This is a genomic window from Gordonibacter sp. An230 (genome assembly GCF_002159915.1).
Classification (GTDB): Bacteria; Actinomycetota; Coriobacteriia; order Coriobacteriales; family Eggerthellaceae; genus Rubneribacter.
In genome coordinates this window covers 1-22,655 of the sequence record NZ_NFJP01000018.1, presented here as the reverse complement: position 1 = coordinate 22,655, position 22,655 = coordinate 1, and the positions used below count along the sequence as shown (strand labels likewise).

Annotated in this window: 14 protein-coding genes; 3 read left to right on the top strand and 11 right to left on the bottom strand. The window is 67.8% G+C overall.

The genetic code is table 11. The features are described 5' to 3' along the window. Positions 1-6: 6 nt before the first annotated feature. Entirely contained in the window at positions 7-3,801 is a 3,795-nt protein-coding gene (locus B5F40_RS10130; RefSeq protein ID WP_087194221.1) for a VWA domain-containing protein, read from the bottom strand. Positions 3,802-4,385: 584 nt separating this feature from the next. Next, on the bottom strand, positions 4,386-5,795 hold the full coding sequence (locus B5F40_RS10125; protein ID WP_162610954.1) for a response regulator transcription factor: 1,410 nt from the start codon (positions 5,793-5,795) through the stop codon (positions 4,386-4,388). Between the two features lie 224 nt (positions 5,796-6,019). Here B5F40_RS10125 and B5F40_RS10120 point away from each other — a divergent pair, with 224 nt between their 5' ends. Further along, positions 6,020-7,684 (top strand): FAD-dependent oxidoreductase, encoded by a 1,665-nt coding sequence (locus B5F40_RS10120; RefSeq protein ID WP_087194220.1) that lies wholly within the window; start codon positions 6,020-6,022, stop codon positions 7,682-7,684. Positions 7,685-7,924: 240 nt separating this feature from the next. Here the strand turns inward: B5F40_RS10120 and B5F40_RS10115 are convergent, their stop codons facing one another. The 3 genes from B5F40_RS10115 to B5F40_RS10105 all read right to left on the bottom strand — a co-directional run bounded on the left by B5F40_RS10115 (position 7,925) and on the right by B5F40_RS10105 (position 10,345). Continuing rightward, positions 7,925-8,677, bottom strand: a complete 753-nt coding sequence (locus tag B5F40_RS10115; RefSeq protein ID WP_224758777.1) for a TatD family hydrolase — start codon at positions 8,675-8,677, stop codon at positions 7,925-7,927. Positions 8,678-8,904: 227 nt separating this feature from the next. Then, a complete protein-coding gene (locus tag B5F40_RS10110) occupies positions 8,905-9,651 on the bottom strand; it encodes a tRNA threonylcarbamoyladenosine dehydratase (RefSeq protein WP_087194218.1) in 747 nt (248 codons plus the stop codon). A 169-nt stretch (positions 9,652-9,820) separates the two neighbouring features. Beyond that, positions 9,821-10,345 (bottom strand): DUF6933 domain-containing protein, encoded by a 525-nt coding sequence (locus B5F40_RS10105; RefSeq protein ID WP_087194264.1) that lies wholly within the window; start codon positions 10,343-10,345, stop codon positions 9,821-9,823. Between the two features lie 1,059 nt (positions 10,346-11,404). Between B5F40_RS10105 and B5F40_RS10095 the strand changes: the two genes are divergently transcribed. Continuing rightward, positions 11,405-12,901: an ATP-binding cassette domain-containing protein gene (locus tag B5F40_RS10095; RefSeq protein ID WP_087194216.1), complete on the top strand. Its 1,497-nt coding sequence runs from the start codon at positions 11,405-11,407 to the stop codon at positions 12,899-12,901. A gap of 90 nt (positions 12,902-12,991) precedes the next feature. On the opposite strand, the gene B5F40_RS10090 is transcribed toward B5F40_RS10095, so the two are convergent. Beyond that, entirely contained in the window at positions 12,992-13,897 is a 906-nt protein-coding gene (locus B5F40_RS10090) for a hypothetical protein (protein WP_087194215.1), read from the bottom strand. A gap of 313 nt (positions 13,898-14,210) precedes the next feature. On the opposite strand from B5F40_RS10090, the gene B5F40_RS10085 reads away from it, so the two are divergent. Further along, positions 14,211-15,911, top strand: coding sequence for an FAD-dependent oxidoreductase (locus tag B5F40_RS10085; protein ID WP_087194214.1), 1,701 nt, complete (start codon positions 14,211-14,213; stop codon positions 15,909-15,911). 35 nt (positions 15,912-15,946) lie between these two features. Here B5F40_RS10085 and B5F40_RS10080 read toward each other — a convergent pair whose 3' ends face one another. From B5F40_RS10080 to B5F40_RS10060, 5 genes are all read right to left on the bottom strand, one after another. Continuing rightward, positions 15,947-17,506 (bottom strand): DUF92 domain-containing protein, encoded by a 1,560-nt coding sequence (locus tag B5F40_RS10080; RefSeq protein ID WP_239443001.1) that lies wholly within the window; start codon positions 17,504-17,506, stop codon positions 15,947-15,949. Continuing rightward, positions 17,503-18,384, bottom strand: a complete 882-nt coding sequence (locus B5F40_RS10075) for a phytoene/squalene synthase family protein (protein WP_087194213.1) — start codon at positions 18,382-18,384, stop codon at positions 17,503-17,505. Before B5F40_RS10075 ends, B5F40_RS10080 begins: the two co-directional genes overlap by 4 nt. Beyond that, positions 18,381-19,898 carry a phytoene desaturase family protein gene (locus B5F40_RS10070; RefSeq protein WP_087194212.1) on the bottom strand — a complete coding sequence of 506 codons (1,518 nt, stop codon included), beginning with the start codon at positions 19,896-19,898 and terminating at the stop codon, positions 18,381-18,383. Before B5F40_RS10070 ends, B5F40_RS10075 begins: the two co-directional genes overlap by 4 nt. A gap of 255 nt (positions 19,899-20,153) precedes the next feature. After that, positions 20,154-20,588, bottom strand: a complete 435-nt coding sequence (locus B5F40_RS10065; RefSeq protein ID WP_087194211.1) for an RrF2 family transcriptional regulator — start codon at positions 20,586-20,588, stop codon at positions 20,154-20,156. A 772-nt stretch (positions 20,589-21,360) separates the two neighbouring features. Further along, positions 21,361-22,655, bottom strand: a 1,295-nt coding sequence (locus B5F40_RS10060) for a response regulator transcription factor (protein WP_204217374.1), incomplete at its 5' end; no start/stop codon positions are given.

The window sequence follows — 22,655 nt, the reverse complement described above, 5'->3', positions numbered from 1 at the left end:
CCCCGCTCAGCACGCCATGTCGAGCCCGAGCCTGCCGGCGGCCGCGCGCACCATGCTCTCGCGCCCCTCGAGCCAGGAGTCGTCGTAGCCTTGGCCGATTAACTCCAGAAACGCGCCCGCGATCCCGTGGACGGATTCGTAGCCCGCGCACGCGCGCTCGCCCAAGATGCGCGTCTGGGCGACATCCGTCAGGGAAAGCGTCCGCTCAAGGCCCTGGGAGCGGGCGTGCAGACGACGGGCGGACGAGGTGATCTCGTCGATGCAGAGCATCTGGAAGCCCTGCTCGTAGTGCTCGCCCAACCCGAAGACCACGTCCACGGCATCCCTGACGGAAACGACGGCAAGTCCGACAGGATTTTTGGACACGAAGAACTCGAGAACCGCCATCCCTGCGGCCAAGCCGGCCTCTCCAGCTATGCTCCACATCGCACTCGCGTAGTTGCCGGCAAGCATATCGAGCACCGTGCCGGCCGCGCCTCGCACATTGTCGTCGGATCCGTTCTCCTTCAGATCGGCGAGCATCTCGGCGTTCGCGGAGAACACCGCGTTGTTCGCGCCCACCTTCCCGCACGTCGTGATGGAGGAGAGCGCGTCAAAGGCGGTCATCGTCGCAGTCACATTGTTGGTGAGCCGGTCGATCTCATCCGCAGCGCCTTGCGCCGCCGCGGTCAGGTTGACGACCCGCCGCGCCTCGACGGAGAGGGCGCGCGTCGTCACGGTGTACACCCGGCCCGGGCATATCTCCTCCACGGTCGTCACGACGGTCTCGAACCTCTCCCTGATCTCCAGGGAAACGTCAGGCGCCGATTTGAGCAGCCTATCCAGCAGTGAGTTGATGTCGTTGACCACCCCGTTGGCGTTGTCCAGCGCGGCGGTGCCGTCAGCGATCGCCGTGCTGATCGCGGCCCGCATCTGCTCGAGGACATCGATCATGGCGTCGCGCTCGCAGGCGGCCTCGGCGGCCTTCGTGCTGGCCGCGTAGTCGCTCATGTAGTCCACGAGCATCCCGCGGGTGACCGTGTCCTTGTTCGCCCCGAAGACGAACCCGAGCGCAGCATCGAGCGCGCCGAGGAAGTCGTCCCTCTTTTCCGCAACCGCGGCCGGATAGCAGTACAGCGCGTCGTTGAGCAGCGTCTCGGTGTCCCTGGAGGGGTCGTACTCGGACGGGTCGGACGGCTCAGGCGGGGCGGTGAGCGGATCGGAGTCCATGGCGAGGTACACGCCTCCGGCCGGCGTGGTCACGATGCGCAGCTCGTCGCCGTTCTTCACGCCGTCGTGGTCGTAGTCGTCTGACGGGTTCCCGTCTTTGTCGAGGTTGAAGTCGATGCCCGCGAGACGGCGCGAGCCGTTCGAGAGCAGCATGGTGCCCGCCTTGATGCGCTCGTTGTAGTAGTCGGGGATGCCGTCGGCGTTGGAATCGAGCGTGAGGTCGATCGTCTCGCCCTCGATCTCGTCGAATATCTCGTCGAGATCGAGCCCCGCCTTCGCCTCGTAGTACTTGCCGCCGGTGGCCTCGGCGATCTGCATGAGCAGCTCCTTGTCGGGATCAGAGCCTAAGCCAACGGTGTAGACGGCGACACCTTGCGCCTGCGCGGTCGCTTCAATGTCGGCATACGGGATCGAAGGCGGCGACGAATCCTCCCCGTCTGTCAGGAACAAGACGAACTTGTTGGGGGCGTCGGATTCGGCGAGCATCTCGAGCGCGGCGGAGATCCCCGCGCTGCCGTCCGTTCCCGAATACGCTCCATAACCGCTGTCGTTCACAATCCCATCGACAGCCGCCTTGAGCGCCTCTTTGTCAAAGGAGAGATCGCTGTCGACCTGAGCTTTGCGGGTGAACGTGACGACGCCCGCCCGATCAACGCCTTCCTTCAGCTTGTCGACGAACTGCTTCGAGACCAGCTTGCGCAGATCAGCGGCATCGTTGTAGTTCATGCTCTTCGACCGGTCGATGGCGAAGACCATGTCGATGGCCCCGTTCCCCTGCATGGGAGGCAGGATATCGGCTTCCCACGCCTTACCGAAGGGAACGTCGTTGATCAGAACGTACGTGGAGAAATGGGTCACCGGGGCGGACACGGTGTTGCCCTCGCGCGTCTGGTTCTCCAGCTTGTCGAGCGTGCCCGTCTCGTGGTTCACGTAGTAGATGCTGGGGCTGAAGCCGTCGTTGGGCAGCCCGAACACATCCTGGTTGTAGGAGAAGGTGATGACGGCATCACGCGGCTCTCCGTTCACGGTGAAGGAGTAGGCGGCGCCCATGTAGCCGGGAATGGACGAGTCCACCAGCGGCTCGTCAGTCGCAGAGGCGCGCGCCACCTCCAGCGTGCCCACCTGGGGGGCGTCAAGCTCGACCTTAACCGAAGCGGCCACCAGGTTGTCCTCGGTCACCGGCTCGGAGGAAACCATGCTTGGAAAGCTCTCGGCGGGGACAAGGGGATCGGTGCCGATCAGCACCTCCGAGGCGTCGTCCACCCCGTCGCCGTCGGTGTCGGGGTTCAACGGGTCGGTGCCCAACTCCATCTCGCGGCCATCGGAGAGGTCGTCGCCGTCGGTGTCGGGGTTCAACGGGTCGGTGCCCAACTCTATCTCGCGACCGTTGGAAAGCCCATCCATGTCGTAGTCCTCGTCGTAGTCGGACACGCCATCGCCGTCGGTGTCGGGCACAAGGGGGCTCGTTCCAAGCTCCACCTCACAGCCGTCGGTCAAACCGTCCCCGTCGGTGTCGGGGCTGTGGGGGTCGCTGCCCACAAACTCCTCTTGGCCGTCGGGAAGGCCGTCGTTGTCGGAGTCCGTCTCGTCCATGACCCATTTCGCCACAAGGACGGTGTCCTTGACGATAGGGGCGTCGAAATCGAAGGGCTGAGTGAGCGCCATATCGGCGTACCACCCGGCGAAGTCGGCGACGGGCGACACCGGATCCTCCGGACGCGCGAGACGCTCCCCCTCGACGATGTCGCGCGGTTCGAACGCATCGCGGTTGCTCACCAACACGTCTGAAATGCCGAGCATATAGCCGACGCTGTGCACGGGAACGGCAGGGTCGAGCGGCGGCGGGGCATCGTAGGAGACGACGGCCCCCACATTCTGGGGCGTGCCGTCAACGAAGACGCTCGCCTGGGCCGAAAGCGAAGCGCCAGACGCTTCGTCGGCATGGGCTTTCGCCGTAGGCTCGAAGGAAGGCAGCGTACCCGCAACCAGCGCGACGACCAGAAGCACGGTCAAAGGGGACCGCCCGCGCCCTGCGCGCCTTTTCCCGGTGAAGACGAAGGCCAGCACGACGAAGGCCGCGAGCGCAAAGAAGGCGGCACCCGCCATCAAAAGCGCAAACGGGTCGCCCGTCGGCAGCAGGCGGCCGAGGGGCTCGAGGATGGAACCGACCGGGCCATCGGCGCCCGTTCCCCCGCCCTGGGATCCCAAAGCCTCGACTGAGGCGCGCACCTCGAAAGTTCTGCGCTCTCCCACGGCCATGGTTCCTATAGAGGCAGACAGGGAGCCGGGGTCTTCCGCCTTCATGGAATCGGGCAGATTCAGGCTGACGCTCACGTTCGATGCGGCGCGCGGCCCATCGTTTTCCACCGAAAAACCGATGACCGCCGCATCGCCCACGGCATAGGAGCCCTTGTCCGCCGTCACGCTCAGCACGAGGCCGTCTTGCGAGCCTTCGGCCAGAACGGGCGCGTCGCCTGCGGCTGCCGCCTCGTCGGCAAGCGCAGGGCGGGCCGGCGCGCCCAAGAACAGCGCCGCAAGCGCGAAGGACGCGACGAACAGCGCGGCTTTGGCTCTCATCGAAGACAGAGACATAGGCCCTCCATTTCACGAAATCCGATCATGGAAACACTCGAAAACATCGCGCGCTCTTGACGCGCGCATGCCGATACGATTCATTCGACAACCGTTTCGCTCATCACTTTAGCAGCAACCTTCTCTGCAAATCCACCGCATGCCCAATATTGGGACGGCGTCTGCGGAGCGTTCGTTTGTTTCGAGCATGCCGCGATGCGCACGAGCAAACGCGCAATGCCCCGCTGATCGCCCTGCGCAGCACGGCGAAGAGGGCTTCCCTAGCTGAGTCCGAGCACCCCGCACCCCGCTGACGGCACCCCGCTCCTTCACCACGCCCCTCTGACGAGCCGGACGCGCTGCGGCGAGTTCGACCTCGCTCGACGGCGTGCCGCAGGGAGTCGAGTCGCAGACGGCTTGCGTGCCAAGCGACCCCGACGAGAACGATGCGGAGCTGGCCGGCCCCGAAGCGCTTCCGTCATGCTGCTCCGTCGCCGAACCCGAGCGCAGCGGCATCGCATCGAGCAATCTCGTGGACGATAGCGGTCCGGACACGCGCTCTGGCGAGGGCGGGCCGGACCACGCCGACTACGCCCCTACGCGCCTCACTCCCCGCGCACGAGATCGAGCAGCTCCTGCTTGTTGTGCACGTCGAGCTTGCCGTAGATGCGGCGCGAGTGGGTGCGCACCGTGTTCTCCGACAGGTACAAGGTCTCAGCGATGTAGGGGCGCGAGCGGCCCTTGCACAGGTACTGCATGATCTCGATCTCACGCGGCGACAGCCCGCGGCGCTCCCCCACCGCGCGGCAGCGCTCGTCGATGCCGTCGCCGTCACCGATGGCCCGTCGTCCCTCGTCGTTCAGGTCGGACAGCAAGCGCTGCACATCGGGCGAGCGCGACGGCAGGAAGAACGCCACCATCACCACAGCCACCACCAGCAAAAACGATGCGATGGCGGGGTTGAGCGACTCCAGTCCCAGAAACGACGCGGCGCTGCGCCCGAGCCAATCGGGCAGCGAGTACAGCAGCATGCCGGGCAGGAATACCATGAATGGCTTGAATGGGCCGTGGTGCGCCACGTTCGCCAAGCCCAGCCACAGAAACATCTTCGCCACCACCACGGCAGCACCCGTGAACGCCTGGATGAACTGCGCCATGCCGAACGCAGTGAGCATGAACAGCGCGAGCGCCATAAGCACGTACGTGAAGCGCCACACCACTGTTATGTCGAGATGGCGGCGGCGCGCAAACACCCATACGTACACGAACGCGCAGAACGCGAAGAGGATGATCTGGGACAACAGCGTGTAAAGGGGCGTGGCGGCCGTGCCGAAGCTGTAGTGGCCGGTGCCGTACTTCAGCGTCATGTTCAGGATGGACCAGATGAAGAAGAACACCGCCACCGCCGCCACGATACGACCGAACGAGGGCAGCGATGAACGCGCGAACCACCGCTCGGCAGGACGCTCTCCTCCCGCGTTGCGCTGGCGCAGCGCGAGCATCCCCATTGACAGGAACGGCAGGGCTAGCATAAGCGCCATCGTAGCCGCCTCCGGAAGGAACGTGGTCACGCACTTCACTGCAGCCACCAACGCGATGGCCAACAGCAGCGCACGCGTCACGTCGTCGGTGGACGAGCGCGCGTAGCACAACCCCCACCGCGCGACCATCCACGTCTGCGCCGCCGCGAACAGCAGGAGGCCGACCACGTCCCCGAGCGGCTCCAACAGGCCCGCTCCGCCCGACAGCACGATGAACGAACCGGCGTATACGGCGGCGAACGCCCAATCGAGCGCCCTCCCAACGCGCCTGGGAACGGGTACGCGCCACAAGACAACGCACGCGAGCACGGTGACGATCACGACGGCGCCCGACTTGTTAAGCCACCAAAACGAGAACGAGGCGCCGTAGGTGAGAGCGCTCACCCAGTTCGAGCACGTGTACCACACGAAAAACCCCACGGCCATCGCCACGGTGCCCGCCCGCGACCCCCCGCCGTCCCGTTTGCTTTCCATGCCTCCCCCTTTCACGCCCCGCATTATCGCACCAAACAACACGCGCGTCTTTTCCCCAGCGCGCGCGAAAGCAAGTTCACCCGAATCGGGCGACACGCCCATCAGGCGTTTGCTCCCTTCCGGGTCTCATCCCGCACGCCCTCGCCGACATAGGCTGTACGGGCGGAACAGCACGACGGCGAGCGCAGGAGCGCTCGCGAAGAAGCACGAACCGAGGAGGAGACATGGAACAGAAGGACATGGTTTCACGCCGCAACTTCATCAAGACGAGCGGCATGGCCGCGTTGGGCGCCGCTGCGCTCGGATTGGCCGGATGCGGGCCGAAGCCGGCGCAGAACGCCGCGAACGACGCCGCGACCTCCGTCGCCGACATCTCCTGGGACGAGGAGTACGACGTCGTCGTGGTGGGCGCGGGCGCGGCAGGCCTCGCCACAGCCGTCGCGATGGCCACCGAGGGCGGCGACAACACCACGCTTCTGCTGGAAAAAGGGGCGACGCCCATCGGCAGCGGCAACTCGCCGGTGTGCAGCGGGTCGTTCCACATCACCGAGGACCCGGACGCCTTCGCCGTGTACATGAAGGCGATGCTCGGCGGCATGACGGCCACGCCCGCCTCCGTCTACGAGACGTACGCACGGGGCGCAGCCGAGAACTGGGATTGGCTCACCGGGCTGGGCATGACCGAAGACGACGTGAAGATCACGCCGCAAGGCGACGGCAAGGCCGAGTGGTTCGAGCTGGAGAACTCCGATTCGTTTTCCAAATGCCAGTTCAAAAGCGACAACGCCGACGAGAACCGCCAGCATATCAGCAAGTTTCTGAGCGCGGTGCTCGACGAGTACCCCGAGCAGGTGACGCGCAAGACGAACGCACCCCTGACCGCGCTCGTGCAGGATCCCGAGACGAAGGCCGTGCTCGGCGGCGTGTACGAGGACAAGGGCAAGAGCGTGTACGCGCGTGCGCGCAAGGGCGTGGTCATGACCTGCGGCGGTTTCGAGAACGACCCCGAGATGCTGCAAGACTATCTGTCGTTCGAACGCATGCACGCAGCGGGCGCCTCGCTCAACACCGGCGATGGCCATCGCATCTGCGCGAAGCTCGGCGCCGGCATGTGGCACATGAACAGCTTCGCGGGCGCCTGGTCGAACGGCATCAGCCTCGATGGCGAAAAGACCATGCCCTACCGCAGCCTCAAGAAGGCGCTCGGCATCGTGGTAGGCGTGAACGGGCGCCGCTTCTATCAGGAGTGGGAAGGCACCACCATGTTCACGAAGGGCGAGGAGGGCCCGCTGTCGCTGCATTACGGCTGCCGCCACGGCCACCAGAACTTCGGCGGCGAGTGGAGGATGCTGCCTTTGCCCGACAAGCAGTGGTTCGTGTACGACTCCGAGGGCAAGCGCTTCGGCGCCTACATGGGCAAGGACGTGATCAACAACACGCTGCAAAACCAGACCGAGAAGACCGAGATCGACCCGACGATCGACGCCGTTGCCGACGGCTACGCGCTGACGGCCGACACCATCGAGGAGCTGGCCGCGCTCATGGAGGTGCCGGTGGACGAGCTGGTGAACACCGTGAACGTATGGAACGCCTCGTGCGAGAAGGGCGTGGACGAGCAGTTCCACCGCCCCTCCGACCAGATGGCACCGGTGAGCACGCCGCCGTTTTTCGCCATCCCCTGCATCCCCGAAATCCTCAACACCGACGACGGCCCGCGCCGTAACGAAAAGGCGCAGATCCTCGATGTGGACGGCGAGCCCATCCCCAACCTGTATTCGTCGGGCGAGTTCGGCTCCATCTGGGCTGCGAAGTACCAGGGCAGCGGCAACATCACCGAGTGCATGGTGTTCGGCCGCATCGCCGCCCGCGAGCTGATCGCGAAGGCGTAACCTCCTGCCTCCTTCCGCCGGCCGGGCACGCATCCGCGCGCCCGGCCAATCGCCAATGGACCAGACGAGCAACCTGATCAGGCACGATGGTGCGAAAACATTTTCACTTGCGCGAGCGCATCGGCAAGCGCGAGGGACAGATGCCGCGCGCACGAATCGAGGCCCTTCGCGAATGCGCGGCGGCTGCAAAGCTCGACGCCTGTGCGCGCTCGAAAGGGCCGCAAGCCGATGCGACCTGCATTAAGTGAACGCCAGCAGTTCCCGGCTGGTGCGCACAACGCAGTCGGCGAGCACCTCGACATCCTCGCGGCGCAGGCGGGCGATCTCGTCGAGGGCGCCTTCCAGCAGGCGAGCGAACTCCCCCGCCGGCACGGCCGGGCCGGCCTCGGGCGGCTCGTCGGTTTCCAGCAGCAGGCGGTCTCGCGGGATGGCCTGCGCGTAGGCGCGACCGCGCTTCGAGGCCAGCATGTGCGGGCCCACGGAGAAGAAGCAGCCGAGCTTCGCGGCGCGTTGCAGCTCGTCGGACGTGCCGGAGAACCAGTGGAGGATGCAGGCGCTGCCGTCGAGGACGCCGTAGCGCTCGAGGACGTCGAGCACGGTTCCCGCCGAGCGCACGGCGTGGATCGAGAGCACCTTGCCGCCCTCCGCCGCGCAGGCTGCGACGATACGATCGAACGCCGCCACCTGGGCCCCGTGCGTAGCCACGTGCTTGGGGCCGAAGTCGAGCCCCACCTCGCCCACATAGCGCGACGCGGCCGCGTTCGCAACGGCGCGCTCGACGGCCGCCTCGCCCGCCGGCCCTTCTTCCACCCACCAGGGATGCAGCCCCGCCCCCGCGCACACGTTGGGGCACGGCGCGAGCAGGCGCGCGGCCCGGTCGAAGCCCGCAGGCGTCACCGTCGTCGAGAACGCGCCCGTCCCGCACGCCGCCAACCCGTCCGCGAGCGCACGGGGATCGGCGTCGAAGTCCAGATGGCAGTGCATATCGAACATCCGCAGACCGATCAGGCCGCCATCCCGGGCAGAAGCTTCGGACGCGCATCTTCCGCCATCGCGATCGGGATGGCGCGGTCGAGGGGTCGAGGGGCTCCGTTCGATACCGACAGAGACGCCGCCCGTCGACGCCGCGCGGGAACCTTCGACTTCCCATTGCGCGCTCCGCCCAGAACGACGAGGGCCGGGTTGGCGCTCTCGCCCGGAACGACTGGAGGGCACCTCGCTCATGCGCGCTCGATCCCCGCCAGCGCGCAGATCACCTCGCCGGCTATCATCTGGCCCATGATGGGCGGCACGTACGACGCCGTGCCGAGGTTCGACCGCTCGCGGCGCGCGGCGCCCTCGCGCACGGGCACGTCCACCGGCTGCTCGCACGAGTACAGCACGCGCAGATGCCGGATGCCGCGCTTGCGCCCCTCCTTGCGCATGATGCGGCAGAGCGGGCAGTTCACCGTGTCGTACACGTCGGCCATGCGGAAGCACTCGGGGCGCAGCTTGTTCGCCGCGCCCATGCTGCTGATCAGGCGCAGCCCGCGCTCGTCGGCGTACTGCGCCACGGCGAGCTTCGCCGATATCGTGTCGATGGCGTCCACCACGTAGTCCGCCCCGCCGGCGTGCGCGTCGAGGAACGCCGGCACGTTCTCGGCCAGCAGGAACTCGTCGATCGCCTCCACCTGCGCCGCGGGGTTGATATCGGCCACCATGGCGCGCGCCACGTCCACCTTCTTGCGCCCGATGGTGCTCGTGAACGCGATGGACTGGCGGTTGATGTTGCTCGCCTGCACCACGTCGTGGTCGACGATGACGAGGCGCCCCACCCCGCCGCGCGCAAGCGCCTCCACGCAGTTCGAGCCCACGCCGCCCACCCCGAGCACCATGACGGTGGAAGCCGCGAGCCGCGCGAGGCCGTCGCGTCCCATGATCGGTTCGAGTTTCGAGGTGGCGGTGTCGCCCGCGCCCGCTGCAGTCATTGCCGTCCTTTCTGTCGGCGACCATGGTAGCATGTCGTGGAGGCGCAGCGCCCGAAACGCTTCGCCGGAACAGCCCGCCCCCCTGTTGTCGCCCGAAACGGTCGGTTTCGGCGCGAAAAACGACCGTTTAGGGCGACAACGCATTTGCGGCCGCGGCCGTCCGCCGCGCCTACGCCGACGATCCGATTCCCAGGCGCTCGAGGTCGGCGGCGAAGCGCTCGCTCGGCAGGCCGAGCCCCTCGAAGCCAGCCGCCCTGCAGCGCAGCTGCTCGTTCGCGATGCGGCACGCCTCGAGCGGAAACGGCTCGCGCACGTCAAGCGAGGGCGAAAGGGGCAGCAGCCTCTCCACGAGCACGTTGAGGAATGCCACGGGGCGACGTCCGTGCGTGCGCGTTACCGAAGGCGCGCCGCCGAAGAACAGGTACGCGTCGATCGTCGACGCGTCAAAGCCCGCATCCGCGAGAGCGGCGCGCAACGCGGCGAGCGCCGCATCCTGCCAGCAGCGCCAATCGCCCGGCTGCATGCGGGCGAACGCCGCGAACCGGCTGCTCGCGTTCACGAGCAGCAGCACATCGGCGGCGCCGAACAGCACGCGATGAGCCTCCCAGCAGAAGGCGAGGTCGTCCACTTCGCCGTACGCGGGCCGCGGCAAGCGCAGGTGGCGCTGCAAGGGTATGGTGATGCCGAATTCCATGCAACCAGCATACAGCGAAATTATATGATTGCGATGGTCATGGACAAAAACTCTCGGTTTCTCTAGCTTCTCGAGGTTCTTCGAAGCCCGCCGAAGCCTTTCGGAGAACCAAGGTGCAAACCACCCGATCACAAGCTCATCGTTCCGGTTATGCTCTAAAGGGAATAGAGAATCTGCGCGTTTTTGCCCACTGCGCACTCGCGCCAGACGCAGAATCAGAGCCCGAACTGCCGCGGACCGGCACGCCAGACGGCATGCGCGCGCTTTTCGAGTCGCTCGCAAGGCGGACGCTGATTCCGCCTCCTTACCAATGATTAAATGCCTCACCTGCGCTTTTCGAGTCGCTCGCAAGGCGGCACAATGCACGCGCCTCTCGCGCCTCGAGGCGGAGGCCGATCGATAGCGCGCTTGCGCCATCCAAAACGCAGCAACCCGAAAAGAGCGGAAGGACACCCCGCGCTGCAATGTCCGCGATGCTTTCTGCCGGCATCGCGCGGAACCCTTCGACCTTACGCTTCCGATCCACTCGAGACGACGCGAAGCTCGCCATTCTGCGGCACGCCAACAGCGGCTCGACGGCGAAAAACGAGCGCGCTGCAAGATTCGGCGACCCCCACCCCTTCATCAGGCGCGCCCTTGGACGACGCGCGCCCATGCCCTTTTCGAAGATGCACCTGATCTGCGAAAGCGAAGAGCAATACAGGAGAGACCGGGGAAACCGACGAGCAGAAGGCGGATTTTCGCCATTTTTGGTCACAAGCCCCCTTCTTCCGAGGTCGCGACGCTTGCCGCCGCGCCTCGGCACGTGCTACACTGACGGCGTCATGCCCCGCGACCGCCCCAATGCCAAGCGGCCGCTTCTGCAAGGAGAGCGATACATGAAGTTCTAGCGATGCCCCTCAGCCGACGTATTCCTTGGCGCCCGCACGGCGCCGGGCTCTGCGCGGAACCGCATCGCAGCTTCATAGGCGCCCTCACCCCGCACACGCACATGCACGCACTTCGCACGCGACGCTGCCCGCGAACATCCGCGCAGGCCCCTTCACGAAGGAGGCCTCCATGGTTCTCACCTTGCACGACATCCGCTACACCTATCCCGGCTCGCCCGCACCGGCGCTCGACGGCGTGTCCGCCACGTTCGCAAAGGGCTGGTGCGGCATCGTCGGCGACAACGGCTGCGGCAAGAGCACGCTCGCGCGCATCGCGTGCGGCCTGCTCGCACCCGATGCCGGCTCGGCGTTCCCGTGCCTGACCGCCATGTACTGCCCGCAGGACGCCTCCACATCGCCCGACATGCTGGAAGACTTCTCCTGCGACTTCTCGCGCGAGGCCCAACGTTTGCGCGAGAACCTGGGGATCGACGACGACATGCCCTGGCGCTTCGACTCCTTGAGCTTCGGCGAACGCAAGAAGATCCAAGTTGCGTGCGCGCTTTGGCAGAATCCCGCCGTGCTCGCCCTCGACGAGCCGACGAACCACGTGGACGCGCGCTGCCGGGAGGCGCTCTCGCACGCGCTCGAAAGGTTCCGCGGCATAGGGCTCCTCATCTCGCACGACCGCGCGCTGCTCAACCAGCTGGCCGATCGCTGCCTCATGAACGAGGCCGGCAGCTGGACCATGCGACCCGGCAGCTACGACCAGGCCCGAAATGAGCAGGAGCGCGAACGAGCCGAAGTCTCCGCCCGCAAGGAGGCCGCCAAGCGCGAGGCTGCACGCCTCGCGACTGAGGCCGACGCACGGGCGCACCTTGCTGCGCGCACCGCAAGCCGCCTGAGCGCACGTCGCCTCGACAAGCACGATAGCGACGGACGGAGTCGCCGACAGCTCGCCGTGTTCTCCGGCAAGGACGGACAGGCCGGGAGGCTCGCCACGCGCATGGACGCCCGCGCTGCGCGGGCGAGCGAGAAAGCCGCCTCCATCCGCGTCGCGAAGCGCTACGACGGCTCGCTCTGGATGGACGCCCGCCCGCATCCGCGCGCGACGCTCCTGTTCATGGAGGAGCACAGCATCCCTTGCGGAGGAGGGCAGTTGCGGCTGCCGAAGCTGGCACTCGGCCATACTGATCACGTGGGCGTATCCGGCCCGAACGGCGGCGGCAAATCCACTCTCGTGCGCCACCTGCTGCGCCAGCTGCCCGCCGACGTGCCCGCGCTCGTCATCCCCCAGGAAGTGAGCCGGGACGAGGCCGACCGCGTGCTCGCCCGCCTGCACGACGCCGACGAAGCGCGGCGCGGCCGGCTGCTGTCGTTCGTCACGCTGCTCAACTCCAGCGCCGAGCGCATCCTGGCCGGCCGCGACGTGAGCCCTGGCGAGCTGCGCAAGCTCATGCTGGCCGAGGGCGCGCTCGACGGCCCGGCCCTCATCGTGATGGACGAACCCACCAACCATCTGGATCTCCACTCGACCGAAGCGCTCGAGCAGGCGCTCGCCGCCTACCCTGGAGCGCTCGTGGTGGTATCCCACGACGAGGCCTTCCTCGAGGCCTGCACAACCACTCGCTGGATCGTCGACGAAGGGAGGGTGAGAACCGGGCGAGCGGGCAGCGAACGGCGCTAGGCCCCCTCCCCGCGACGCAGGCCGCAGGGAGGGGCCTCGCAGCGAAAGCGCGCTCGACCCGGCCAGGACGCCGAACTTGCCGACGGCGGCTCACTGCGAGGATGCGGAAGACGAGCCCCGGCCGTCGCCTGTCCCGCCATCGGCGGAGGAATCGCCCGACGAGCCGGAGTCCGGTTGCGTCGAGGACCCGCCGGAAGCGGAGCCGCTGCCCGCATCGGGATTCGCTTCCGAACCGGAGCCCGCGTTCGGACCGACGGGCTCGGCCGAACCGTCGTCCTTGCCCGCGTCCGTGCCGGGGTCGGCCGTCGCGCCCGACTGGTCTTTCGGGGCGTCCTTGCCCGAATTCTGCGCGCCCGCATCGTCGCCCTCCGCAGGACCGGGCTGCGCGTCGGATGGCGAGGGCGCGTCCTGGCCCGCCTGGCCGCTTGCGCTGTCCCCGTCGACAGCCGCCGGCTGGCTGCGCGCGGGCAGAAGGGGCTCGGTCTTCGCACCAACGCCCTGGCCCGACGACGCGAGGTCGACGACGACGGCGCTCACGGCGACGGCGACGAGCGCGGACGCGACGGACACGATCATCACGCCGCGTTTGACCCTGCGCTTGTGCGCACGCTCGGCACGAGCGCGCCGCACTGCGGACTCGCCGGTTCTAAGGGCGTCGTCCACACGCGCCGCACCGGCCGCATCGGCGGCATCGGAGCATGCGGGCGCCGATGCGCCAGAGGCGGCGCCTCCCGCCCCCTTCGACCCGGCGATCTCCACAGGCGTGAGCTCGCGCAGTTTGTCGGCCGACCGCTGGAGGAACCTCTTGTACAGCTGCGAGGCCACCGCCGACACCACCGAGCCAACGCCCACGCCGATGGCCGATCCGTAGATACCGATCTGCGACGCCAGCAGCATCGATGTCACCGCCGCGAGGGCACCAGCCGCCACCTGGGAAAACGATAAATCATCGAACAAACCGCCCCGCCGATCCTCTGTATGCTCGCCCTTCGCCATCGTCTCCCTTTCCCGCACTTCGCGCCGCGCCCGCGCGGCCAGCGACCGAGCGCCCGCGCAGTTGGACGTCGCACCCGGGCTCGCCGCTCTCGCCCGACCATACCGAAGCGATATGGAGCCACGGCGGAGTTCATCCAAGCGTTACCGCACGACCATGAAACGTCCGCACACCCCCTTTGCGCGGCGCAGCGCAACGACCGACGGAGCGAGGCAACCACGAAACGTGCGCACGGCCGACCCCCCTGCACGGCGCTTGACGAGGAGGCCCGGATAGGATAGGTTCCGATACGACCGATCAAGGGAGGAGAAGCGCATGGAGTTCGAAACGACGAGGACATTCGACGTGCTCGTGGTCGGAGGCGGCATCGCCGGCACCACGGCCGCCCTGCACGCGGCGCGCTCGGGAGCGCGGACGGCCATCGCATGCGCGGGCGCGCTGTTCTCGGGCTCGAGCTTCTATCCGGGCACATGGGGCCTGGGGCTCGTGGGGCCCGAATCGTCCGACGACGAGGACGACCTCGTCCGCGCGATCCTCGAAGTGGGATGCGGAGCGGCGCTGCCGAAGCTCGTCTCGGTGTTCGTGCGGGACATCCCCTCCGCCATCGACGAGCTCGAGGCGGCGGGCGTGCGCCTCATGCGCCCCGACCGCCCCGACGAGCGGGAGTTCGTCCCCTGCTTCGATCGGAAGCACCGGCTCTGGCGCGGCATCGTGCGCGAGAGCTACGAGGAGGCGGTGCGGCGCGAGCTTGAAAGGCTCGGCGTGGAGGTCCTGCCCGGGCGAACGCTCGTCGACCTCGTCGAACGCGACGGCGCCGTCGCAGGTGCAGTGCTGGCCGCACGCGGAAAGGCAGCCTTCGAGCCGGTGGACAGCAAAGCCACGGTGCTTGCCACGGGCGGGTTCGGCGGCCTGTTCGAACGGCGGCTCACCGCCAACGACGTGACGGGAAGTGCGCACGCGGTGGCGCTCGCCCATGGATGCGCGCTCGTCAACCTCGAGTTCATGCAGATGATGCCGGGGCTTGTGAGCCCCAAGCGCGGCATCGTGTTCAACGAGAAGACGTTTCGCCACGTGGCCCTGCGCAACCCCGACGGCACGGATCCCTTCGCGGGACGGTCCGACGCTCAAGCGCTCCTCGAGGAGAGATCGGGGCACGGTCCCTTCACCGCGCGACTCGCATCTCGCGCGATCGACCTCGCGATGGACGCCGCAGGGCCGAAGGGGCTCGCAGTGCGCTACCGCATCGGGGACGCAGAGGACGGCGCCGAGAGCGCGGCGCTTCCCGAGTTCGTGCGCACCTACTTCGACTGGCTCGAGGAGGCGGCGGGCATCCAGCCCACCGACGAGCTGCGCATCGCGCCCTACGCCCATGCAGCCAACGGGGGCATCCTCATCGACGCCGACGGATCCTGCGGCGTGCCGGGCCTGTTCGCCTGCGGCGAGGCGACCGGGGGCATGCACGGGGCCGACCGCATCGGCGGGCTCTCGAGCGCGAACGGCCTCGTGTTCGGCCGCCGCGCGGGACGCTCTGCGGCGGCCTGGTCCAAGGAGCGCGCCGAGGTGCGCCGCAGCGGCGATGCGCTGTCGGCAGACGTCCCTCGGCATGCGCTGCCCAACGCGCCCGAGATCGCGCGCTTGCTGCGCCGCACGATGACGGAGTCGTGCATGATCGTGCGCACGGAAGACGGGCTCGAACGGGCGCTCGCGACCATCGACGAGCTCGCTGAGCGAGCGCGCGCCGAGGTGCGCCCCGCATCAGACGCGACCGCGATCGCCGAGGCCGCTATCGTGCGCAACCAGCTCATGCTGGCAAAGGCCTTCGCCGAGGCCGCTATCGTGCGCACCGAGAGCCGCGGCGCGCACTTCCGAGCCGACTTCCCCGCCGAGGATCCCGCCCAAGCCCGCCCCCTGCTCGTCGAACTCGATGCGCAGCGCGCTCCGCGCACCCGCCCGCTCGCGCCCGACGCCCGCAACGCCCCGGCCGGGCTCGAACCGGCCTCCGGCGCGCGACGCTAGCCGCGCGCCTCTCGCAAGCGCCAAACGGCAAAGGATCAGAGGATCGCAATCAAGCCGAGCGCCACCGCCGCGACGCCGCTCATGAAGTTCACCGCGTCGTTGGTGGCCCACGCTCGCCCGGACACGAGCGCCGCCGCGGTGCCCGAGGCTGGCGGCCTCTCCACGATGCGCCCCGCCTCGGGATCGCGGTACTTCGCCTGAAGGCTCGCACCCAGCACGCTGTCCACGAGCGACCCCGCCACGCCGCACGCCGCGATGAGGAGGAATGCGTCGGGGCCCGTCGGAACCGCGAAGCCGAACGCGCGGAACAGAAGCGTCGCCAAAAGCGCCGTCGAGACGGCGCCAGCGCACGTGGCCGCCAGCCCGAGCGGGCTCACGCCGCCCGAAAGGCCGCGCTGCAACGGCTCCCGCGTGAGGATGTCCACAGGAGGGTTCTTGCTGTGCACGCCCACCTCCGACGCCCAGGTGTCGGAGGTGCTGGCAGCGAGCGCCCCCGCCGACACGACGAGCAGCCACCCGTCGCCCGAAGCCGCGTACGCCAGCGCGCAGAGAAGGGCCGGCGCACTGTTCGCGAGCACCTGGCGCAGCCTCCGCGGCCCGCTTTGCCGATGCGCCTGCCGCATGTGCGGCTCATCCTCCTCGGCGCGCGCACGCGCCGTCCGAACGCGGCGCGCCATCGCCCTCGACGCGAGGTTCGAGCTGCCGAAGAACCACATGAGCAGAAGCCACAAAGGCCATCCTCCGACGCCGAACAGCAGCGCGCCCACCACCGCGGCCCCGAGCGCTCCCGGCTTCGTGAGCAGCCGCAATCTGAGCGATGCGAGGGCCACGGCACCGGAAAGCGCAAGTCCCGCAGCCACCGGCGCGAGAGGCGAGCCCGGTGAAAACAGCGCCACGTAAACAGCCGAAACGCCAAGCGGCACGGTCAGGTTGTCCAAGCCGTCGGAGGAGAGCAGCTCGAGCAGCGTCGCCACGACCGCGAGCACGGCCGCGACGCCGAGCGCCGCCACGACCTCGGGCGCCGCAAGCGCGCCTCCTCCCCCGCCCGCCGCGCCCGCCCCTACCGGCGGTGCGGCTACCAGCACGAACGCGCACGAGAGAAAGCTCGCGACGAACATCGCCGCGCTGCCCGCGACGGTTTTGCCGCCGCCCGCGATGGCGATCCGCCGCCGACCGAAGCGTCGTCCCGCCACGGCCGCGAGGCCGTCCCCGAAGCTCATGCAGAACACGCCGAGCGCGCCCACGTATGGTTCGCCGACGCCGAACGCGCAGAACGCGAGCACGGCAAGGGAAGCCGCGTAGTACACGGTGCCCGGCGTGTCCTCGCCCTCTTCTCGCGCCATGAACGAAAGGCGCCGCGTGCGGTACGCGATGCCGTTCACGACGACGAACGCCGCCGGCAGCGCAGCGGCCCACAGCGCCGAGCCGACGAGCAGCGACGCGATGACCCACCAGCCTCCCAGCCCGATGTGGACGACCTTGCGCGCCGTCTCGGCCGATGCGCCCGCTCTCGAGAGCAGCCACGCCGCCGCGAGCACGACCAGCACGTACGCTCCCGACAGCGCAACCCCCACAGCATCTCCCACCAGGCTCACCGCCCCTCGGAAAGCGCGTTCGCTGCGGCCGCCACGAGCCGGCGCGCCGAGCGCTCCGGCACCGAGCAGCGCCTCGTCAGGCACGCGTAGCCCGAGGCGCGCACCTCGTCCATGATGGCCCGGTACAGCACGAGCGAAGAAAGCGTGGGAAGGCGGCTGTCCTCGTCCAGCTCGAACACGTCGCGCTCCATCGGACGGTACAGCTCCTCGGAGCGCCGCGCGACGACCTCCCACGCACGGCGAAACGAATCGTCGACGCGGTGCGCGCGAAACCCGTCGAGCGTGCAACCCGCCTCTTTGAGCACCGATACGGGCAGGTACACGCGCCCGCGCTCGAGATCCTCGCCCACGTCGCGCAGAACGTTCGTGAGCTGCATGGCCACGCCGAGCGCCACGCCGCTCTCGCGCAGACGCCCGCCCGTCGGCGCGGACGCGCGCAGAAGCGGCAGCAGCATGAGCCCCACCGAACCCGCCACATAATAGGCGTACTCCTCCAGCTCCTCCATGGTGGCCGGCTGGCGGAACGCCAGATCGCGCCGTTGCCCCTCGATCATGTCGTAGAAAGGGCCCTCGTCGATGTCGAACGCCAGGAACACGGCCTCCATCGCGCGCCACAAAGGCGTGTCGGCGACCTCGCCCGCGCAGAATCGGTCGAGCTCGCCGCGCAGAGCGTCGAGAGAAGCCTCGTCCGCTTCGCGGTCAGCGCAGTCATCGGCAACGCGGCAAAACGCGTAGAGCGCGTACACGCCCTGCCGCTTCTGCTTCGGAAGCCCCGAGAACGCCCGGTGGAAGCTGCTCGAATTGCGCGCGATCACCGACTCGCACCAAGCGAAGTCCCCCTCCCGCTCAGCAAAGAGCGCGTCGACCACCGCGCTCATCGGCCGCCCTCCGCCCCGGCCGCGCGTCCGTCGTCGCGCAGAAGCTCCTCGACGGCGAGCTTCGCGCTCAGAAGCACGATGGGCACGCCCGCGCCAGGATGCACGCTGCTGCCGCAGAAGTACAGGTTGTCGCACGCGGACGCCTTGTTGTGAGGACGCCAGTAGTTGCTCTGGAACAGGGTGGGACGCAAGCCGAACGTCGCGCCGTTGCACGCGTTGAACCGCTCGGCGAAGTCGAGCGGGGTGAATGCGCGTTCGAATACGATATGGTCGCGCACATCGCCGTAAGCCGTCTCGCGCTCCACGAGGTCGAGCACCAGATCGCGTCGAGCGGCAACCTCGGCGGGCCCCCAGGCGGGCCCGTTCGCCGACAACGGCGGCACCGGAACGAGCACGTAAAGCGTCTGGCAGCCCTCAGGCGCGAGCGATGCGTCGAGGGAGCAGGGCGCGTAGCAGTAAAACGAGGGGTCGTCGGGAAAGCGCTCGTCGTCGAAAAGGTCGGCCACATTGCGCTCGAAGTCGGGCGCGAAGCGGATAGAATGCACCGCATCGGTCTCGTAGCGCTTGTCGAGGCCCAGATAGAGCACGAAGCACGAGCACGAGTAGGACATCGAGTCGATCTTGGCGTCGGTGTACTTCCCGCGCGCCCGGGCATCGCCCACGAGGCGCTTCATCGCGTAGGGGAAATCGGCGTCGCACACCACGTAGTCGGCCCGGTCGAGCCTCCCGCCCGCCTCCACGCCGCGCGCGCCGCCGAACTCGATCGCGATGCGATCCACCGGAGTCGAAAGGTGCAGCTCGCCACCCTGTTCGAGGAACAGGCGCTCGAGGCCCTGAGCCATCGCGTACATGCCGCCCTTCATGAACCACACGCCGTACAGAAGCTCGATCATCGGGATGATCATGTACAGCGACGGCCCTTCGTAGGGCGAGATGCCGATGTAGAGCGTCTGAAACGCGAGCGCCTTGCGCAGCCGGTCGTCCTTCACGTATTTGGACACCGACGAGTACGCGTCCCCGAGCGTGTGCAGCCGAGCGCCCGCCACGAGGCTCTTCGGATTGTAGAAATCGAGCGGGCCGCGAAACGACCTCTCGAGGAAGTTGTCCTTCGCGATGAGGTAGCGTTTGTAGAGCAGCGCGAGGTAGGTAAAGTAGCCCTGCGCGTCGCGCTCGCTCACGGCCTCGACCGCCTCGGTGACGGACGAGAGGTCGTTCGACAGGCGCAGCCGCTCGTTCGGACCGAACGAGACGTCCATGAGCGGCTCGACCTTCTCCATGGGAATGTAATCGTCGGCGTCGCGCCCGCACGCTTCGAACGCCTCGCGGTACAACGCGGGCATCATCACGATGGTGGGACCGACGTCGAAGGTGAACCCGTCCCCGCGGATACGGCTCATCTTCCCGCCAACCTGCGGCTCCTTTTCGTAGAGGGCGACCTCGTAGCCGGCGTGCTGCAACCGTACGGCCGCCGCGAGGCCGCCGATGCCGGCCCCGATGACGATTACCCGTTTCATGCGACTCCTTCGATGCGTGCGCGATACGCGTTTCCGTCATTGTAGGAGCGGAAGGCGCGCCATCCCGACCGGGGGGCGCATCATAAGACGAGCCGTAGCGCCCGCGTTGCGAACGCGTCAGAATCGCAAAGAGGGCGCATCGCTTCGCGCCCGCCCGCCAAGCACCCGAAGGCCGAGCGCGCGACGCGGCAAGAAAGCCGAAGAAGGGGCGAAATCGAGAGGGGAAGCCGCCTCCGGCCGGTCAAGGCGAGGGCGTCAATCGAGGCAGGTGCTTGCGGAAGCGCCGGGGAAAGCGAGGTCGGCGAGGGTCGCACCGTCCACATAGCGCTCGATCGCCTCGCCCAAGCCCTCCCAAAACCGGACGGTGGCGCACGAGCTCTCCCGCGGGCACATCGCGCCCTCCTCGAGGGCACGACACGCCACCGGCGCAGTCGTGCCCTCCACAGCGCGCAAGACATCGCCAACCTTCACGGTCGAGGGGTCGTTCACAAGCGCGTAACCTCCCCCCTTCCCGCGCACGCTGCGCAAAAGCCCCGCCTGCACGAGCGGACGGGCGAGCTGTTCAAGGTACTTGAGGGAAATGCCTTCGTGCTCCGACACCTCGCGCAACGCCACCCTGCCCCTCGATTCGAGCTGAGCAATCCGCACCATGAGCCTCAGCGCATAGCGCCCTTTCGTCGACACGAGCATCGTCGCCATTCCTCTCTCGCGCACGTTTCCAACACTAGGTCGCAGGCGGGCGAGCGCCCCGACCCGCATGGCCCTCCGCGCCCGATCCGCATCGCACCGCGCAAGGCGAGATGCAGCGCGCCCTCCGCGCGGCCCCGCAGCGCGAACATCCATGCGCTCCGCAGCCGCCCGAGCCCCTCGACCGCCAAGGCCGTCCGAATCCCAGAGCCCAGCCCATCGAACCCCGCACCCTCGAAACCGAACGAGCGCTTCGGTCGAAGCAGCCGCATCGACGCTCACTCGCACGGCCTTGGCCGCACGAAGCCGGATGTCTCGGCAGCCTCGGCCCTCCGAAGGCGGCGGGGCCTGCGCAGGCGGGCGCTATCCTTCCCGGCGCCATGTGATCGAAGGAGGCAAGGGGTCCCGCCTCCACAGTCGCCGCCCCGTAAGACAACGCCCTTCCGAACGCGCCTCGGGAGGCCGCCCCTCCGCAGCCATCGCCGCCTCTGCCGCCGAAATCCGCACGCGACCGACCCCCGGGAATCCATTCCCCTTTAATTCTAGCAAAAACCTAGGATTACATTGGAACATCCTCACGCGAAATCCTTCGCGCATCCCTTCCGACTCCGAGGGAAGGGACGAGCGAACGCGCCGGGCGGCAACCGGACCTCGCATGCCCCTTCTCCGGCGCACCGGAGCGGCGAGCAGCTCAGACCCTCGCGATTCGCGCCCGACCAGCAGCCCGCCCGACAGCGCCCGGCGTCACCGGCCGCCCGCCCGACAGCGGCCGACGTCACCGGCTGCCCGCCCCGTCTTCCGAGACCTCCGCGCCGTGTCCGACGGATCCCGCCGACCCCTGTCCGTAAACGCGATCCAGCAGCTCGCCCTTAGTGTGGATTCCGAGTTTCGCGTACGCATGCTTCATATGGGTTTTCGCCGTCTCCCTCGATATGAACAGCTCGTCGGCCGCCTGCGGCACCGTCCTGCCCTGCGCCACAAGCGCCACGACCTCCTCCTCCCTTCGCGTCAAACCGAACGCGCGGGCGAGCAGCGCGCAGCGCGCCACCTGCGAGTTGAGCGCGTCTTGCGAGCAGGCGCCGACCGGCTCCTCGCGCGACAGCCTCCAACTTCGGATGAAGTTGTATTCGTTCAGGAAGGTCATAGAAGACACCACGATCAATAGCATCGAGATCGAATAGAGCGCCTCCACCTTCATCCAGTCGAACAGCCCCTCCCCCACCGCGAAGACAAGCCACGCCCCGACAAGCTGGCTGGGCAAAAGCGCGCAGCGGAGGAAGCCGTACGCCCATGCGGAAGGCACCCCGTGACAGCGGCAGTTCTCGTTGAGAACCATGACGGAAAGGAGGAGAAACCCGAGCACGCCCGCGTTCACGAACGCGCACGACACGATCTGCGCCTGCTGCGAGAGCAAAGGGCCAAGGAGCAGCCCTCCGGCCATGAGCGGGAGCGACACTTGGTAGAGCATCCTCACATCGAAGCGATCAGCCAGCGCGAAGCACCCGACCAGAAACACAAGCGACACGCACGCGCACCCCAACGCCAGCGATAGCGAAGAGGTGCGCTCGTCCGCGAACGGGAAGGTCGCGAAGCACCCGGCGAACTCGGCCGCCGCCATCATGATCATGGGCCTGACGGGAACGACGAGCTTCTCGCGGGCAAGGGGAGGCGTCTCGCGAACGGAAGCCCCGAGGGGAGACTTCCGCCCGAACGCCCGTCGAGCGATCAACGCGACGCCCATCAGAACGGGCAAGACGCTTGCGGCGAGAGCGAACGGCCCAACCGGAAGCGACGACAACGCCGCCGAAAGGCCCGCCACCCCGAGAAGGGTGAGGGAGAGCGCTTTGCCGACGCTGCGTATCCCCAAACCCGAGAGGCACTCCATCGCAACTATGAAGAGCACCGACATGCTCGCCCCGATGCACGCGCACGCCACCAAGCGAACAACCTCCCGCACAAGCGGATCGAGCGTCAGCAGCATCAGGCCCGTCTTTGCGGCAGTCCCCGCCGTCGCAAGCGATGCCCCACACGCCCCCACCCCCTCTCTCGTATACACATCTCCGAGCCCAC